At 70.8% G+C, this 17,650-nt stretch carries 14 protein-coding genes; 5 read left to right on the plus strand and 9 right to left on the minus strand.

From position 1 onward, the window contains the following. Window positions 1-36: 36 nt before the first annotated feature. Both LG395_RS30810 and LG395_RS30815 read left to right on the plus strand, forming a co-directional pair. Window positions 37-1,251, plus strand: coding sequence for a methyltransferase domain-containing protein (locus LG395_RS30810; RefSeq protein ID WP_225811945.1), 1,215 nt, complete (start codon window positions 37-39; stop codon window positions 1,249-1,251). A gap of 606 nt (window positions 1,252-1,857) precedes the next feature. Next, entirely contained in the window at window positions 1,858-2,286 is a 429-nt protein-coding gene (locus LG395_RS30815; protein WP_225812079.1) for a VOC family protein, read from the plus strand. 158 nt (window positions 2,287-2,444) lie between these two features. On the opposite strand, the gene LG395_RS30820 is transcribed toward LG395_RS30815, so the two are convergent. Both LG395_RS30820 and LG395_RS30825 read right to left on the minus strand, forming a co-directional pair. Next, entirely contained in the window at window positions 2,445-3,650 is a 1,206-nt protein-coding gene (locus LG395_RS30820) for a globin domain-containing protein (protein WP_225811946.1), read from the minus strand. Window positions 3,651-3,772: 122 nt separating this feature from the next. Then, window positions 3,773-4,216 (minus strand): RrF2 family transcriptional regulator, encoded by a 444-nt coding sequence (locus LG395_RS30825; protein WP_225811947.1) that lies wholly within the window; start codon window positions 4,214-4,216, stop codon window positions 3,773-3,775. A gap of 419 nt (window positions 4,217-4,635) precedes the next feature. Here LG395_RS30825 and LG395_RS30830 point away from each other — a divergent pair, with 419 nt between their 5' ends. Beyond that, the gene (locus LG395_RS30830; RefSeq protein ID WP_225811948.1) at window positions 4,636-5,478 is read left to right on the plus strand and encodes a GNAT family N-acetyltransferase; all 843 of its coding nucleotides are present in this window, start codon (window positions 4,636-4,638) and stop codon (window positions 5,476-5,478) included. 128 nt (window positions 5,479-5,606) lie between these two features. After that, on the plus strand, window positions 5,607-6,134 hold the full coding sequence (locus LG395_RS30835; protein WP_225811949.1) for a hypothetical protein: 528 nt from the start codon (window positions 5,607-5,609) through the stop codon (window positions 6,132-6,134). A gap of 653 nt (window positions 6,135-6,787) precedes the next feature. Here LG395_RS30835 and LG395_RS30840 read toward each other — a convergent pair. The 4 genes from LG395_RS30840 to LG395_RS30855 all read right to left on the minus strand — a co-directional run bounded on the left by LG395_RS30840 (window position 6,788) and on the right by LG395_RS30855 (window position 12,117). Next, on the minus strand, window positions 6,788-7,555 hold the full coding sequence (locus LG395_RS30840) for an SDR family NAD(P)-dependent oxidoreductase (RefSeq protein ID WP_225811950.1): 768 nt from the start codon (window positions 7,553-7,555) through the stop codon (window positions 6,788-6,790). A 370-nt stretch (window positions 7,556-7,925) separates the two neighbouring features. Next, window positions 7,926-8,273, minus strand: a complete 348-nt coding sequence (locus LG395_RS30845) for an ArsR/SmtB family transcription factor (protein WP_225811951.1) — start codon at window positions 8,271-8,273, stop codon at window positions 7,926-7,928. A 157-nt stretch (window positions 8,274-8,430) separates the two neighbouring features. Then, on the minus strand, window positions 8,431-9,105 hold the full coding sequence (locus LG395_RS30850) for a sigma factor (protein ID WP_225811952.1): 675 nt from the start codon (window positions 9,103-9,105) through the stop codon (window positions 8,431-8,433). 204 nt (window positions 9,106-9,309) lie between these two features. Further along, window positions 9,310-12,117 carry a helix-turn-helix transcriptional regulator gene (locus LG395_RS30855; protein WP_225812080.1) on the minus strand — a complete coding sequence of 936 codons (2,808 nt, stop codon included), beginning with the start codon at window positions 12,115-12,117 and terminating at the stop codon, window positions 9,310-9,312. 216 nt (window positions 12,118-12,333) lie between these two features. On the opposite strand from LG395_RS30855, the gene LG395_RS30860 reads away from it, so the two are divergent. After that, a complete protein-coding gene (locus LG395_RS30860) occupies window positions 12,334-14,061 on the plus strand; it encodes an FAD-binding protein (RefSeq protein WP_225811953.1) in 1,728 nt (575 codons plus the stop codon). 123 nt (window positions 14,062-14,184) lie between these two features. Here the strand turns inward: LG395_RS30860 and LG395_RS30865 are convergent, their stop codons facing one another. From LG395_RS30865 to LG395_RS41510, 3 genes are all read right to left on the minus strand, one after another. Beyond that, window positions 14,185-15,042 (minus strand): helix-turn-helix transcriptional regulator, encoded by an 858-nt coding sequence (locus LG395_RS30865; RefSeq protein WP_225811954.1) that lies wholly within the window; start codon window positions 15,040-15,042, stop codon window positions 14,185-14,187. Between the two features lie 311 nt (window positions 15,043-15,353). Next, window positions 15,354-16,820 (minus strand): aldehyde dehydrogenase family protein, encoded by a 1,467-nt coding sequence (locus LG395_RS30870; RefSeq protein WP_225811955.1) that lies wholly within the window; start codon window positions 16,818-16,820, stop codon window positions 15,354-15,356. A 610-nt stretch (window positions 16,821-17,430) separates the two neighbouring features. Next, window positions 17,431-17,607, minus strand: a complete 177-nt coding sequence (locus LG395_RS41510) for a hypothetical protein (RefSeq protein ID WP_308071429.1) — start codon at window positions 17,605-17,607, stop codon at window positions 17,431-17,433. Between the last annotated feature and the right edge of the window lie 43 nt (window positions 17,608-17,650).

The raw sequence follows: 17,650 nt of genomic DNA on the forward strand, positions 1-17,650 counted from the left end.
CCGCCGCCGTCCATGGTCACACGCAAGGCGGTCCTCATGCGCCTTGATCCCCAGGCCACCGACACGAGCGGCCTGCGTACCGCCCTGGTCGGCCGCCTCGTCTCCGCGGGGGTCCTCACCGACCCCCGCCTCCGTGCCGCCCTGCTCCGCGTGCGCCGTGAGGTCCTGCTCCCGCACGCGTACGTGCGGGTCAGCGACCCGGGCGCCGATCCGGTCGACTGGCGCCTCCTCGACGGCTCCCACCCCGAGGACCGCGAGGAGTGGCTCGCCCTGATCCACGGTGACGAGTCGATCCTGCTCCAGCGCGACGGTGAACCCCTCGACTCGCTCGCCCGCGGGCCGGTGACCGGCGGTCACATGACCTCGATGTCCTCGTACACGCCCGCCACGGTCGAGGCACTCCAGGTCCTGGGGCTCGCGCCGGGTCTGCGCTACCTGGAGCTCGGGACCGGTCCCGGCGTCTGCCTCGCGCTCGCCGCCACCATCACCGGCCCCGGGCTCGCCACCGGCGTGGAGCGGGACGCGCACATGGCGGCCTTCGCGCGGCGCAACCTCGACCGGCTCGGCGTGGGCGCGACGATGGCCGAGGGCGACGCGCTCGACGGGCTCGAGGCCCGGGCGTCGTACGACCGGATCCACTCCGGCATCGGCGTGCCGTGTGTCCCGCCCGCGTGGGTGGAGCGGCTGGCGCCCGGCGGACGGTTGCTGACGACGCTCGCGACCCGGACGCCGAGCTGGCCCGGACAGCTCCTCGTCACCCGCTCGCACCGGGGCCGGGACGAGGCCGTGCTGCGGGGCCGGCCGCGGGGCTACCGGCCGATGCTGGGATACCGGTGGCTGTCCGCCCTGGACCACCGCGCGCGGATCAAGGCCGACCCCGGCACTGCGCGGCCCACGCCGCTCGCCCCGCCGCCCGACGACGCCTACGGCTTCTGGCTCGCCGCCGCCTACCTCGCGCCGGGCCTGGTGCGGGACTTCCAGGCCCGGACGATGACGATCGTCGCCCCCGAGGACGACTCCTGGGCCGTGGCCGGCCCCGCCGACGGGACCGTTCGCGTCCACGGACCGCGCGATGTGTGGGCCGACCTCGAAGACCTCCACGCCCGCTGGGAGGAGGCCGGCCGGCCGGAGACGTACCGGGTCGACCTCACCGACGCTGCCGGAGACCAGCACGTCGCCTCGGGCACGGGGCCGAGGGCACTGACCTGGACGCTGCCACGCCTCGCCTCCGTGCCCCGGCCGGTGCCATGACCTCGCCCGCACAAATCGCCGTTGCGTCCTTTTCGGCTCGCTGCTGGGAAGCTGCCTGTCGACGACTGAAGTTGAGCTTGCCGGCCTTGACCGCGGTGGTGTCCGCGCCATGCAGAAGGTCATCCGTTCGACAGGGGCAACAGTCATGCCGGGCCCGGGGGCCGGCGGTCCTCTCGCTTGGAGCCCGTCCGGCCTGTCACGGACGTATGTCTCATCCGGTCATGCTGAGCAGAGACTTCAGGAAGAGATGTGGTCATGACGACGTTGCACGTCACTTTGCTCAATGCGCTCCGCGAGGTTCCGGCCGTGGAGCTGCCGCCCTTCGGCCCCGTTGCCGGTGGCCGCCCCTCGCGCCACTTCGCCCTGGAACTGCACGTACCGCACGAGCGGCACCAAGAACTGGAGGCCGAGCTGCGTTCAGCCTCCGCACCGGACGGGGAGCCTCTGCAGGGACGTGATGCAGCCTGGCGTGTGGTGGGCGGTTGGACAGTCACCTCACACGGGCGCAGCCCCGAGCTCTACACCTATCGGGTGCAGATTCAGGAGGCGGAGAGCCCTGCGCCCGCTCAAACGGCTGCGGTCGTCGCCGAAGGTGGCGAGCCACTCGTGGGGTTCAGGCTGGAGCTGGTCGTCCTCCCGGTCTCCGATGTCGATCGCGCCAAGGCCTTCTATCAAGCGGTGGGGTTCCGCCTGGACGGAGACCACATCAGCGACGAATCATATCGAGTGGTACACATGACGCCTCCCGGATCTCCGTGCTCGATCCTCTTCGGAACCAGGGTGACAACGGCCCTGCCCGGCACGGTCCGGGGACTCCATCTCGTCGTGACCGACATCGAAAAGGCGTCCTTGTACCTTCGTGAGCGGGGGGTCAAGACGGGTGAGATCTTCCACGACACCTGCGACATGTTCCACCGTTGCACCGGCGAGACGCGGCGCAGCGGCCCTCATCCCCAGCGGCTCGAATACCGCTCGTACGCCACGTTCGACGACCCGGACGGAAACGAGTGGGTACTGCAAGAGGTGCCTGCGTAGCCCGGCCCTCTGAGCAGCGTCTTCGAGGGCACCCCGGACCCGGTGACACCACCCCCAGCTCAACGGTGGAGGAGGTCTGTCATGCCGGGCCCGCAGGACGGCGGCCCTCTTGCACGACCGCGAAGAAGACAACGGGGGCGGCGCCGACCCTATGAGGCCTACTTGCCGAGCCAGAGGTCGGGGCCGAAGACCTCGTAGTGGATGGCGGACGGGTGCAGGCCCTTGGCCAGGAGCTGGCCCCGCACCGCGCGCATGAAGGGCAGGGGACCGCAGAGGTAGGCGGTGGTGTCATCGGTGAGGTTCAGCTCGTCCAGGGCGACGCGCCCGCCGTAGACCTGGGGGCCCGCCGCGTGGTGTGTGTCGTTCTCGTACCACACGTGCAGGTCGGCGCCGGGCATCCGGTCGACCAGGTGTGCCTGCTCGGCGCGGTGTATGTGGTGATGCGGGCTGCGGTCGGCGTGGATAACCGTGACGCGGCGCGCGGCGTCGGTCCGGCCGAGGTGGTCCAGCATCGAGAGCATGGGGGTGATGCCGATGCCGGCGGAGGCGAGCAGGAGCGGCGTGCGGGCGTCGGGCAGGGTCAGGTCGCCGGCGGGCAGCGACACGTCGAGAACGTACCCCTCCTTCGCGTTCGCGTGCAGCCAGGAGGAGACCTCTCCGTCCGGGACGGTCCCCTCGGCGGAGCGTTCGCGCTTGACGGTGATCCGCCAAGCGCCGCGGCCGGGAGCGGTGGAGAGGCTGTACTGCCGGATCTGACGTGCGCCGTCGGGCAGTTCCACCCGGACGCTGACGTACTGCCCTGGCTTGAAGGGCCGGACGGGCCCGCCGTCGGCGGGGCCCAGGACCAGCGAGACGGCGTCGGGGGACTGCTCGTGGCGCTCGGTGACGACCATCTGGCGCCAGACGTCACCGTCCGCGACGCCGGCGGCGGCGTAGAGGCGGGCTTCGGCTGCGATCAGCGCATTGGCCATCAGCCAGTACACCTCGTCCCAGGCGGCGGCCACCTCGGGCGTGACGGCGTCGCCCAGCACCTCCGCGACGGCGGCCAGCAGGTGACGGCCGACCAGCGGGTAGCTGCCCGCGGTGATGCCGAGGGAGACGTGCTTGTTGGCGATGCGGGACAGGACGGCGTCCGGACGTTCGTCGGGCCGTTCGACCAGGAGGGTGGCGAAGGCGGCGACCGCTCCGGCCAGTGCCTCCCGCTGCACTCCGTTGACCTGGTTCGTCCGGTTGAACAGGTTGAGCAGCAGCTCGGGGCGTTCTTCGAACAGCCGCTGATAGAAGCGATCGGTGATCGTGGTGAGGGAGGCTCCCACGGCGGGGAGTGTCGCCCGGACGACAGGGACCGACTGCGCAGACAGCATCAGACACACTCCTGTGTTCGATGTTCCGAATATTGGTATATGAGATGCATATTCAAGGTCGCTCCCGGTCCTCTGCGGGCCCCTGCCGGGAGCCCTGCGGGCAGAGGAGGCGCCTCGCTTGGTCAGCCGACGGGTGCGGCGCCGAGGGTGAGCAGCACGGGCCCGGCCGGCGACTTCACCAGGTCCGCCACGGTCACGGCGTCGAGCGAGGCGTAGAAGGCCATCTGTGCCTGCCGCAGCGCGTTACGCAGACGACATGCGCCGGAGAGGGGGCATGGGGTGTCGCCCTCGCACACGACGACCTCTCGGTCGTTCTCCAGTGTTCTGATCAGTTCGCCGACACCGGTGTCCCGGCCCGCGGCGGTCAGCGACAGTCCGCCGTGGCGTCCGCGCCGCGCCTCGACCACCCCGAGGTGCCGCAACTCCGCCACGGCTTTGGCCATGTGCGTGTACGGCACGTTCATGGACTCGGCGATCCGCCGCGTGGTGACCAACTGGTCGCCGTCCAGGACGGCCAGCCGCATCACTGCCCGGAGTGCGAGATCCGTGTATCTGGTCAGCCTCACGAGAATCACCTTAACATTGTTTCATCTTAGATTCGTATTTAGATGGTGTGATCCGGACCTCTCCGTCGGGCCCCGGTTGCCGACGTGCCCGCCGCACGCGGGGGCGATCGATGGCTTCTGGCGGCGTCCCGACCCGCAACACCGCACGAGCCATCGGCGAGGGCGTGCGCAAGGCCCGCGAGGCGTTCGGCGCTCTCTGAACCACCCCGACCGACAAACGGCCAGGCCAGCTCGACGGCGCCACCGTCAACCATCTGCTCGCCTGCGAAATGATCATTGTCGACGGCCGCAGAATCCGCGCCGGCCAGAGCGAGAACCCCGGCAGCGCCTCGTTCTGCCCCCCGACGGGAAGCTGACCCGTACGGCACTACACTCACCGAGCCCCCCGTCAGAACCCGCGAAACAAGAAGGCCGTGTTCATGATGCATGCAGCAAGGGCGATCGACACACGACACGGTGACCGGACGCAAACCCGGGAGACTGCCCGCGACTCCGGACCGACGGCGTCGGTGTTCGCCAACTTCCGCCAGTACCTGATGGGATGGGACGCGGAGAGCCACCCGGGGCCCGAGGTCGATCAGTTCCGCAGCGGGCTCGCCACCCCGCAGTTCAACGGTGTGGTGCGCCTGCGGTCCACGTCCGGGGTGGGGCCGGCCGTGGCGGCCGTTCGCAGGGGCCTGGCGGATCTTCCCTGGTGGTGGTGGGTCGGGCCCGACAGCCCCGAGGACACCGCCGAGGCCCTGCGGCGCCACGGCGGACAGGAGCTCGCCGTCCTGCCGGTGCTGGCGAGGCCGCTCGGCCACCCGGTCGAGACGTTCGACGCGACCGGTCACGACGGTGCACGCGGCAACCTGCGGGTGGAGACGGTGCGGGACGCCGAACGACTGGAGGAGCTGGTCCGGACGTACCGGACGTCGATGGGTATCGCGCCCGGCCTGGAAGCGGAGATGGTACGCATCGAGTCGCAACGCGAGGACAACGCGGACATCGTCCGGCTGGCCGCGGTACTGGACGGCCGGGTGGTCGGGTCGACGGTGGTGATCAACGCTCACGGGGTGGCCGGGATCTTCCTGGTGCACGTTGCCGAGGCGCACCGCCGACGGGGCATCGGTGCGGCGTTGACGGTCGCCGCGCTCCGGACGGCGCAGGAGAGGGAGATGCGCTCCGCCGCGCTCGTGGCGAGCCCGGCGGGGGAACCGCTGTACCGGCGTTTCGGCTTCACGACGCTTACCGAGTACCGCCTGTTCGGCTTCCCGGCCTGAGCCGTCCCGCCCGCGGTGCGCAGCAGTGCCGCCGCACACAGGTCGAAGACGTGGTAGGCGCGTCCGTGTCACGGATTCACCCGACGCCCGGTCATGGTGGGAGAACCCTGTCACCATAGTGTTGGTCGATGGTGGGAAGCCGCCGGACCGTGTCGAGGACTCCAGTGAACGCATTACGTCACCGCACGATGCCGGCCGCTCGCAGGCGCCCCGGACGCACATCGGCTGCCACGTGGCCGGTCTGTGCCGTCCTGACCCTGGTCGTCCTCGGCATCTCACTCCCGCACGACGACGCCGACAAGGGTGTCAATCGTGTCGGCGCCGGGCGTACGTGCCGTTCCGTCCTCCCCGTCGACCAGGAGCTGTCCTGCGGCACGTACGGTTTCGGTGACCTGCGTTACGTGTGCCCGGCGCCCGACGAGCCGTGGCACTGTTCGAGGACCACACAGGTGCAGATACGCAACACCGGCCCGTCGACCGTGTACGTCACCGTCATCCACGGCCCGCGTCCCGGCGAGCGTCGGCAAGGCCCGGAGCGGGAGATCGCCCCTGGTCACACGGCTGGCTTGCGTCCTGGGAAGGGAGACCTGTTGTTCGATCTCACCCTGCGTGGCGCCGGCCCGGTCAAGACCGTGACGGTCGTCTCCGCGCGCTGACGCCCGTCCGCGTCCTCGCCGCAGTGCCGTGTGTCGCCGGGACCCCGCGGTTCAGGAGGCGGACCGGTCGGGCGGCCCCGGGCGCCCGTCGCCGACAGGGTGGCCGGGGCGACGCCCGGGCCCGCGTCGGCACTGACGGCGTCCAGCCGGCCGAGACTGCGGGCGCCCCGCGGCGGGTAGGCCGGTACGCCACGACACCCGCGAGCGGGCACGGGCGGAACGCGGTGAGGAGAGGATGACGAAGTGCCCGGGCCACGCGCCATCGGGTACGACACCGGGACGGCCGGTCGACGGTACGAGGTGATCCCTGCACAGTCAGCGCTGCGGCAACGCCCGGAACGACGCCCAGGGGGTGCGGCCGTGCAGGGTGAAGTCGGCCCGGACGGCCACGCCGGCCTGCATCAGGTCGGCGCTCAGCCGACGGCGCCACCACGGTCGAGGGCTCGCCGGGCACCGGCTCGGCGTCTCTCGGCGCCGGGCGCAGGCGGTCAGACGCAGGGAGCGGGATGCCGCCGCCGACCAGCCTCCGTGTGCACCCCGCCCCGGCAGTCGCCGGATCAGGCCCGGCGCGGACGACTCACGGATTCCCGCGCGGAGCTCCCCGGCCCCCGCGAGAGCCTGGAGATCGTCAGCGGCGGGCCGGGGCAGGGGAATCAGATGAGTTCCAGCCCGCCGTCGACGGTGATCACCTGACCGGTCGCATGACGTCCGGCGGGATCGGCCATACGAAGGATCCAGTAGGCCACCTCATCAGCGCTCGCGATGTGGTGTGTGGGGATACGGTCGCGCTCGTAGGCGTACATGTCCTCGGCGGCCTCCGGCGTCAGGCCGGCGTGCAGCATGACGTCGGTCCGGGTGGGGCCGGGAGCGACCGAGTTGACCCGGACACCTTCGCCGGCGAGTTCGAGGGCCCAGCTCCGCGTCATCTGCTCGACGGCCGCCTTGGTGGCCGAGTAGTGCGCGCCACCCGCCATGGGGCGATGGCCGTAGGTACTGGAGAGGTTGATGATCGAGCCGGAAGTCCGCCGTAGGTGAGGCAGGGCCTCGTGGGCCAGCAGGCTCGGAGCGACGACGTTGAGTGCGAGCAGATCGACGATCGTTTGCTTGTTGGTCTCCGCCAGTGGCATGACCGCCGTCGCGCCGGCGTTGTTGATGAGGTGGTCGAGGCGGCCCCAGCGTCCCACGGCGGTACTGACAACCTTGGCAGGTGCTCCTTCGCCGCAAATGTCGATCGCCAGGACGTCGATGTTGTCATGGGCCGCGGCCGTCTCGTTCAGCGGCGCCTCACGTCGCCCCACGCCCAGTACGTGGGCGCCGGCCTCGGCGAATGCGATGGCCGTGGCCCGGCCGATGCCGGATCCGGCGCCGGTGACGATCGCGACATGGCCGGAGAGGTTTCGGTCGAGGGGGTCGGCAGGCATGAAGCCCTCCTTGTTCGATGTTCGTTGTACATAGAACACTATGGAAAAGCATTGTGTGCTCGTCAAATGGCACATGGCGGGGTAACGACCACAGTCGTGGGTACCGCGGCGGTCCACCCAGGTCAGGAAGGACATTCGCCGGGCGATGGACTCGTGGTGTGTCACACGCGACAGAGACTGGAGCATGCTTGACACCGAACGACGCGATCGTTCGGCACCGTGGCACACGGCGCATGAATGCCGCCACACACAACGTCCAGCGCGCCAGGCGCCGGGTCCGGCAGCAGCGGGCGCCGCAATGCGTACGGCAAGGGGCTACCCGCCCCTGGGTGCACAGCTCGTTGAGCGCGGCGCGCCGACAGTGGCGTCGTTACGCCGGTTCGTCACGCTCGGTGACATGCTCCCCAATGTTGTCGCCGACGGCGGCGGACAGCAGTGCACGCAAGAGGCCGGGGAAACGGGCCTCCAGGGCGTCACGCCGCAGCTTCACATAGCAGCGCGTACCCTCTTGACGGGTCTGCGTGACACCCGCCTCGCGCAGCATCTTCAGATGATGACTGAGAGTGGACTTGGCGACGGGCGCGTTGAATTGGCCCCATCCGCGCTCGGCACCGTCGGACAGGATACGCACGATCCCCAGCCGAGTCGGGTCGCTCAGCACTCCGAGCAGGCGCGGCAGGGCGATCTCGCTGTCGGCAGGGGACGAGTGGTCCGTCATGCCGACCATCGTACCGGACGTTCGGTACATGTCGAACATTGTTCGCGGTCATGGAAGCACCGCTGAGGGGACCTACCGATGCCGCCGGCCACCAGCGGGGTCGACGGCACCCCGCACGCTCACCCGGCCGACGCGCCGTGTAGGACTCGTCCCCCTCTCACGCAGCGTGCCGGGCGATCGGTGACCCGGGACGAGGCGATCCGGAGGCCTGCGACGGGAGGCCGTGCACGTGGCTGTCGGGGACGAGCAACCGGATCAGGTCTTTCAGGTCGCCGGTGCCGGCCGCGGTCCGGAACGCGGCCACGAGACGACGGTGCGCCTCAGCGGTAATCGGCCGTTCGCGGACGCCCTCGAGGCGGGCCTGCGCCCGGTGGACCACCACTCGTGCGTTCTGGACGCTGATCCCCAGCAACCCCGCCAGATCGGCGTAGGCGTAGTCGAAGCCCTTCCGCAGCACATAGGCGGCCAGCCGGTCCGGGGTCAGTCTCGCCATCAGCAAGGCCAGGGCCGCCTCGACCGCCACGGTGCGCTCGGCACACAGCACGGGATCCTCGGCGGCCTGGTCGCCCAGGTCGGCCAACTGTGGCTCGGCCGGTGTTTCGTGACGGTGCCGCGCGGACTGGACGACGTTGATCGCCAAGCGGGTCGTGGCCGTGATCAGAAAAGCGGCCGGATTGTTGACCTCCATGCGGTGGGTGAGCTGCCAGCGCAGCCACACCTCCTGCATCACGTCCTCGGCTGCCTGCACGTCACGGAGAATCTGGTAGGCGATGCGGAACAGCCGTGTCCGCTGGCCCAGGAAGATGTCGAGGGCGGTGTCCAGGTCGTCCACACCCGGCCGGGCGACCGGGCTTTCGGTCGGCTTCGTCGTCTCCGGGCTGGGCGCGGGCATTCGGGAACCTCTCTTCGGCGGTCGGCCGCCCTCCGGGGGCGTTGCCTTCCACCCTCGGCCCGAGGCACCGCTCACCGCGCCCTTGGTGCCCGTGGTCGAGTCCGTAGGGACCCCGTGGGTTCACCAGGGGCCCGGCACCGGCTCTCAGCCGGACGGCACTTCGTTCCCGAGGTCCCCGACCGGGGTACTCGCCAGGGCACCGGGCAGTTCGCGACGCGATTTGATACCGAGCTTCGTGTACACCTTCCGCAGATGCCACTCCACGGTGTGCGGACTGATGAACAGCTCCGCGCCGATCTTCGCGTTCGTCATGCCGTCGGCGGCAAGAGTCGCAACCTGCGACTCTTGGGGGGTGAGGGCGCTCGTCGGGCTGCTTTCCCGCACCCTGACGTGCTCGCCCGTGGCGAGCAGCTCGCGGCGGGCTCGCTCGGCGAACGCGCGCGCCCGCATCCCGTCGAACATCTCGTGAGCCGTACGAAGGTGCTCCCGGGCCAGCGAACGAAGGTTGCCTCGGCGCAGCCACTCGCCGTACAGCAGGTGGGTGCGTGCCACCTCCACGACCACACTGCCGCGGCCGAACTCCTCGATCGCGACCCGGTACAGCCGGTCGGCCTCGTCACCGTCGGTGAGAAGAGCCTGGCTGCGGGCGCCGGCACCGCGGGCCCACCCGGAGTCCGCGGCGCGGGTGAGCTCGATCAGCCGCGCCAGCGAGGCGCGGGCCTGGTCGAGCCGACCGCACCGGGTGGCAGCTTCGACGTGTTCGACCAACGACAGGCCGGTGAAGTTGAAGCCGTCGTGTTCGATGCCCGTGCGGGCGGCCTCCAGCGCCTCCTCGTAGCGTGCCAGGCCGTTGAACAGCACGCCCTGGATGTAGCCCATGGCGCCCAGCAGGCCTACCTCGCCGCGCTGTTCGGCCCTCTGCCGGGCTTCTTCGATGATGCCGGCGGCTACGTCCGCCTCGCCTCGCCATGCGGCCAGGACGAGTGTCGCGTACTTGTGCGGGGCGTGGCCGGTCGCGGCGGCGATCGCGTCGGCTTCGTCGATCATGCGGGCTGCCTCGGCGAAATCACCGTAGTGGATGTGCACGCCGCCTGCGTAGATGAGGGCCGGTGGCAACACGCCCAGCGCCCCGATGTCGCGGGCCAGGCGCACCGCGCGACTCGACAGGGTGTCCCACGCGTGCAGGTCCCAGGCATAGTGGATGAAGGCTTCCAGCGCGACCGGGGCCAGCAAGAGCCAGCGCACGGTCGCCTCCCGGGTGCCGAGCTCCTCGTGTGCGAGCAGCTCCAGCGCCTCGTACAGTGCCGGGACACCGGTCTCACAACCGTCCGCGAGGAGCGCGACCATGCCGTCCAGGAGCATGTCGGCGGCCTTGGAGCCCGAGGAGGGCGCGCCGGATCCGCGGGCCGCGATCGCGGCGGCGCGGGCACCCGTCGGACCGTGGACCCGGCCCGCGAAGATGGTCGCGCTGATCGCCTCCAGGTACGTCTCCCGCGCCAGTGGCGACCCGGCGGCGGTGAACTGCGCCGCGGCCTCCAGAAGCAGGGGTGCCGCCTCGTCGCTGCGGCTGCGGGCGAACAGGATCCTGGCCCGCAGGCGCGCCAGGCGGGCGCGGTCCAGAGCGCTCAGCGGACACAGTTCGGCCACTGTCGCGAGCTCCGTCGCCCGATCGGGTGCGGCGGCGGAGAAGTGGGCCTCGGCGGCCGCGAGGGCTCGGCGGCCTCGCGGCCACGGGTCCGGCGTCACCTCGGCCGCGCGCTCCAGCAGTACCGCCTCGGCCGCGATGCCACCACGCTGCCGCGCGCGGTCGGCGGCCTGCTCCAGCCCTGCGGCGACCTCCTCGTCCGGCCCGTCGGCGGCCTGGGCGGCGTGCCAGGCGCGCCGGTCGGGATCGAGAACCGGGTCCGTCGCCTCGGCCAACGCCCGGTGCACCGCTCGGCGTTCTTCCGGCGCGGCTCCATGGTAGACCGCCGAACGGACCAGCGGATGCCGGAACCGTACGGACTCACCGAACTCGATCAGGCCGGCCGCCTTGGCCGGTGCGGCATTGGGAGTGATCTCGAGAGAGGCGGCCGCACGGACCAGCAAGCGCGCGTCACCGACCGGTTCCGCCGCGGCGATCAGCAGCAAGGTCCGGGTCGCCGGCGGCAGCGAACCGAGCCGGCTGGCGAAATCCCGTTCGACTCGGCTCGCGACCGGCCCCTGGACGCTGCGGTATGTCGACGAGTCCAGGCCGTACGCCAGCTCGGCAGCGCTGCGGCCTCGGGAGAACTCAAGCAGCGCGAGTGGGTTGCCGTGCATCTCGGCCACGAACCGGTCCCGGACCCGCTTCTCCAGCCGCCCGCCGACGGCACCCTCGAGGAGCTGTCCGGCCGCCACGGAGTCGAGACCGCCGAGCCGCAGTTCCGGCAGACCTTTCAGTGCGGCCTGTCCCTCCGGGTCGCGTACCGCGAACGCCATCGCGACGGCCTCGGCGAGCAGTCGCCGGGCCACGAACTCCAGAGTCTGCAACGACACCTGGTCAAGCCACTGGGCGTCGTCGACCAGGACGAGGACCGGTCGGCTCTCCGAGGCCCGGGTGAGCAAGGTGAGCACGGCGAGGCCGACCAGGAAGCGGTCGGGCGGATCTCCGGCCGCCATCCCGAACGCCACGCGGAGGGCGTCGCGCTGGGGGGCCGGCAGCTCTTCGAGCCTGTCCAGGAACGGCGCACACAGTTGGTGCAGACTCGCGTAGGGCAGCTCCATGTCGGCCTCGATGCCATGGGCCCACGTCACCTTCACCCGTGACGCCTGTGCGGCCACGTACTCCAGAAGTACCGACTTCCCGATCCCGGCCTCGCCACGGACCACCAGCACGCGGGACCCGCCTTCACCCAGCCCGGCCAGCAGGTCGTCCAGCGCCGCGCACTCGCGGTGCCGACCGACCAGGTCGGTGAGCGGGCTGGCGATCATGCGACGCGGCTCCTCGATGTCGTCCAAGGGGGTCATTGCTCCCACAACGGCTGTCGGAGCAATTTTCATAACGATACCCAGGACAATCTCACACCTTGTGTCGGATTGTTGTGACGGAGTCCACTGCGAAAGATGCTCCGACACTGTCACACACGATGCCGCTGTCCGGTCTAGCACTGCCTATGATCTCGCCAGCCCCCTGCCGCAGGAGGTCCCATGTCTTCGCTCGGACACCAGCTCGCCACGTCCGTTCTCGTGGTCGGAGCCGATGGAGCAGGCCTCAGAGCGGCCATCGAAGTCGCCGAGGCCGGAATCGCGGTCATCGCGGTGACCAGACGCACGGCCGACGCTGTCCACGACGTCATGACATCGGGGCCCCCGGCCGAGGAGCCCCCTGTCCGGCCCGAAGACACGTGGGAACGGCACGCGGCCGACACACTGCGCGCAGGGCACCTGCTGGCCGACCCACGCGCCGCGCAGATCGTGGCCCGCCGCGCCGCGCACGCGTTCCACGACGTGGGACGCTACGGCATGCTTCTCGACGGCCAGGACCGCGGCGGCACTGCCCGGCACCGCTTCGGCGACCACAGGTACCGGCGTACCGCGTTCGCCGACGAGCGCACCGGCTTGGAGGTGCAGCGAGTTCTTCGCGAACGCGCCGGGCAGCTCGCGGTTCCCGTCCTGCCGAACCTGTACGTCACCCGGCTGCTGGTCGACGACGGGGCGGTGTTCGGTGCCTACGGGTTCGACCTCGTCGACGGCTCGCGCTACCTCGTACACGCCGACTCCGTGATCCTGGCGACCGGAGGGCACACGCGCATTTGGCGGCGTACGTCGTCGCGCCGAGGTGAGAACACCGGGGAGGCCTTCCGCCTCGCCGTCGAGGCCGGCGCCCGGTTGCGTGACCCCGAGCTGGTGCAGTTCCACCCCTTCGGGCTCGTCAGGCCGGAGAACGCGGCGGGCACGCTGGTCAGCGAGGCGGCACTCGGAGCGGGCGGGGTCCTGCTCAACAACCTCGGTGAGCGGTTCATGACGCGCTACGACCCCGAGCGCATGGAGCTCTGCGGCCGGGACGGGATCGCGCCGGCGTCCTACACGGAGATCAAGGAGGGCCGAGGCACCCAGGCCGGCGGCGTGTGGCTCGACCTGTCCCACCTGCCGCGTGAGACAGTCCTGACGCGGCTGCCGCAGGTGCACCAGACGCTGCTGACCCTGCAGACACTCGACATCACCCGTGACCCGATCGAGGTCGCGCCGGCCGCACAGTACTCCCTGGGCGGTGTCCATGTACGGCCCGAGGACCACAGCACCGATGTCGACGGACTCTTCGTGACCGGGGAGGCGGCCAGTGGTCTGCACGGTGCGGACCGCCTGGAGGAGAACCCGCTGATCGAAGCACTCGTCTACGGCCGGATTGCCGGCCGGGCCGCGGCGGAGTACTCGGCCAGGCTCACCTCCCGGCGTCGGTCGCCGGCGGCGGTTCGCGCCGCGGAGGCTGACGTGGACCGGCTCGGGGCGGCCGACGGCGACCAGAACGCCCGCGCACTGCAACGATCGGTGCGCCGGCTGATGACGGAGCACGCCGGTGTCGTCCGGGACGAGGCCGGGCTCGCCGCCGGGCTCGCCGAACTCGACACGATCGAGGCCCGCATGGCGTACATGGGCGTGCACGTCGACATCGGCGGCTTCCAGGACCTCGCGTACGCCTTCGACCTGAGGTCCGCCGTCCTCGCCGCTCGTGCGACCCTTCTGTGCGCGCTGGAGCGCCGGGAGACACGGGGCTGTCACAACCGGTCCGACCACCCCGGCGTCGACCCCGACCTGCACGTCAATCTGGTGTGGTCCCCGGCGACCGGGGTGCGCCGCGAACCCGTCCCGCCCATCCCCACCCACCTCGCCGAGTTGATGCACGGCGTGCCGGCCGACGCGAAGTCGCTCCAGTAGCAACCAGGGGAGCCGGCGGGTCGGCGCAGCAGCCTTCTGCCGCCGCCCACGACGCCGACCCGGCCGGCGACCTGGTGCCGGACGCGGGGATGGAAGGCACCCCGGCAACGGCCGCCACGCTCCTCACGGCCCGTCCGGTGGGTACGCTCCCCCGGCGTTCGGCAGGAGGCCCAGCAGGCGCAGGTTGGTGTGGCTCTCGGTGCCCGGTGTCGCGGTGTAGACCACGAGCCGCTGGGACTGGTCCGGGTCGACCAGCGTCTGGCAGTGCAGTTGCAGCGTTCCGACCTGAGGGTGCAGGAAACGTTTGGAGGCGCAGTAGGGCCCCAGTACGGGGCGCTCGCGCCAGATCCCGGCGAACTCGGGACTCTCCCTGTTCAGCGCGTCCACGAGTGCGGCGGCACGGGAGTCGCCGCCGTCGCGGATGTAGGCGCCGTGGAGGTCCGCCACCATCAGACGGCTGTGCTCGGCGTGGTCGTCCTCGGGGTGGACCAGGCGGGCGACCGGGTCGGTGAACCAGCGATAGTGGGCACTGCGCGCCAGCCCGGTGTGGGCCGTCTCGTCACCGAGGAGCGCCACCGCCGGGCGCGTCTGTCTCAGTGTCTCGCCCAGGTGGTTCATCACCTGGGCAGGGGTGTCCTCCAGCCGGTCCAGGATGCGCATCATCCCCGGGTTGATGTGGTCGCCGCGCCGTACCCGGCGAGGCCGGGCGTGACCGGCGAGCTGGAAGAGGAGATCACGCTCCTCCAGTGACAGGTGCAGTCCGCGGGCCATCGCGGCGAGCATCTGTTCCGAGGGGCGGGGACCCCGTGGCTGTTCGAGCCGGCTGTAGTAGTCCACCGACATGGCGCAGAGTGCCGCGACCTCCTCGCGGCGCAGCCCTCCGGTACGCCTGCGGCGCCCACGGGGCAGTCCGACGTCCTCCGGCTGGAGGGCCTCACGGCGTGCCCGGAGGAAGGCCGCCAGTGCTGCCTGATCCGCCATGGCTTTCCTTTCTCACAGGACGGTGTCGTCTGGCCGGGAGCACCGGTCCGCGGATGCTCTGACCGGGGCTCGCGGGAGGAAACCGCCGCCTCGACCGCGGCCCGCACCGTGTGTTCCGGTCAGGTGAGCAACGCGGCCGGGATCACTCATTCCCCGCGACAGTGTGCCGTCCCGCACCCTGGCGAGCGCGGGGACGGCATCCCTGACGGGCGTCGGCGGCCGAGAGAGGGGGCGTCCCGCCACGGCCACGCGGCCCCGGGAGGAGGGTCGGCGTCCCGGCTCGCCTTCCAGGATGTCGGCGAAGCGGTGTGTCAGCGTGTGATCGCCTTGGTCTCGAGGAACTCCTCGAGACCGGCACGGCCCATCTCCCGGCCGTTGCCGGACTGCTTGTACCCGCCGAACGGTGCCTGGAAGTTGTGCGCTCCACCGTTGACATCGACCTGGCCGACGCGCAGGCGCCGGGCGATCGCCATGGCGTGGTCCTCGTCACCGGTCACGGCACCGTTGAGGCCGTAGATCGTGCCGTTGGCGATCTCGACGGCGTGGTCGTCGTCGACGTAGGGAATGACGACGAGGACAGGGCCGAAGATCTCCTCCTGGGCGATGACGGACTCGGGGTCGACGTCGGAGAAGATCGTGGGCCTGACGTAGGCACCGGTCCCGAAGCCCTCCGGCCGGCCGGGGCCGCCGACCACGAGCGTGGCACCGTCGGCGATGCCACGCCGGATGTAGTCGTCGACGCGCCGGCGCTGGGTCTCCGAGGCCAGCGGGCCGATCCGTGTGCCCTCGTCGGCGGGGTCACCGACGGCGTACTCCTTGGCCGCGTCCCGCAGTTTCTCGACCACTGTCTCCTGAAGGCTCTCGGGCACCAGCATGCGCGTGTAGGCGCCGCAGGCCTGGCCGCCGTTGGCCCAGGCATAAGCCAGACCGCGAGGGACCGCGAAGTCGAGGTCGGCCTCGGGAAGGACGATGTGGGCCGCCTTGCCGCCCAGTTCCAGCGCGACGCGTTTGACGGTGCCGGAGGCGGCGACGGAGACGTCTTTGCCGGCACGGGTGGACCCGGTGAAGGAGACCATGTCGATCCGCGGATGGCGGGAGAGCGCCTCGCCTACGACCGGACCGGTGCCCTGCACCACGTTGAACACCCCGTCCGGCAGACCCGCCTCGGTGGCGATCTCAGCGAACATACGAGCGCTCAGTGGGCTGTTCTCCGATGGCTTGAGGACGACGGTGTTGCCGGCCAGCATCGCGGGGACGACCTTGGTCACCAGTTGCTGAAGCGGGAAGTTCCACGGGGTCATGGCCCCCACCACGCCAATGGGTTCACGGATGACGAGCGAGTTCTCGACCGCCTCCGTCCATTCGAACCGCTCGGCCGTCGTGATCGCGGCCAAGGTCGACGCGATCGGGAATCCCACCTGTGCCTGCCGGGAGAACCCGATCGGGGCGCCCATCTCCAGGGTGATGGTGGCGGCCAGTTCCTCGGAGTGCCGCTGAAGGCCCTCGGCCAGGCGCCGCATCAAGGCCGTTCGGTGCTGCGGGGACGTCGAAGCCCATCCCGGGAAGGCGGCCCGCGCGGCGTCCACCGCCCTGTCCACGTCTTCGGCCGTACCCCCGGGCACCACGGCGATCACCGACTCGTCGGCGGGATTCACCACGTCGATCAACGGCCCGGAACCCCGGAGGGGGCGGCCGTCGATCCAGTGAGACGGTGCGGGAAAGGGAGTTGCGGGGTTGTCGTTCATGCCGCCAAGAGAACACCGGCCGTCACGAGGCATCCATGCCTTCCCATGCCCATGATCCGTGTCACTTGCACGTCGTGCCGCGCTCGCATCGGCCGGGAAGGTTCTTCTGCTGCATGCCGACCCAGCGGGCGGCGGAGCGAGGGCGAGGTGCCCGACCGGCTGTGCACCGTGGTGAAGGCCGGGCGCAGCGCCGTCCTGATGTTGCGGAGCGAGGCCGGCATCGGCGCGTCCGCGCTTCCGGATCATCTCGCGGGGCGTGCTAGCGGCCACCACGTCGCCCGCCGGGGTGGCGGTCGAGACCGAGATGGAGCTTCCGTTCGGCGGCTTGCACGAATGGTGCGCCCCGTTCCCCGGGCGCATCGAGCGGCTTCCCGGTCCGCAGGGCGAGGCCCTGGCCACGGCGTTCGGATCGGATACCGGCCCGCCGCCGACCGATCCAGCAGTGCGAAGGCATCAAGGGGTGCTGGGCATCGGAGCCCGCGCACGGGCGCTGCTCGCCGAGGGTGACGCGGGGGTGTCGTTCTACCGCGAGGTGATCGAGCGAGTCGGTCGTACCCGCATCCGCGGGGAGCCGGCCCGGGCGCATCTGCTGTACGGGCAGTGGCTCCGCCGCGAGAACCGTCGCGACGACGTGCGCACCCAACTACGGCGAGGTCATGCGGCGTTCACCCGGTTCGCGGCCGGTGCCTTCGCCGAGCGCACCGGCCGCGAACTGCGGGCCGTCGACGAGGCGGTGACCAGACGTGTCATCACCGCTTCCGCTGAACTCACCGCTCCTGAAGCACAGATCGCGGGTCTGGTCCGGGACGGGCTCACCCATCCGCGAATACCACCGATCGTCCCTCGGCCACGCCGGCCTGGAC

Source organism: Streptomyces spinosus, from assembly GCF_020400655.1.
Classification (GTDB): domain Bacteria; phylum Actinomycetota; class Actinomycetes; order Streptomycetales; family Streptomycetaceae; genus Streptomyces; species Streptomyces argyrophylli.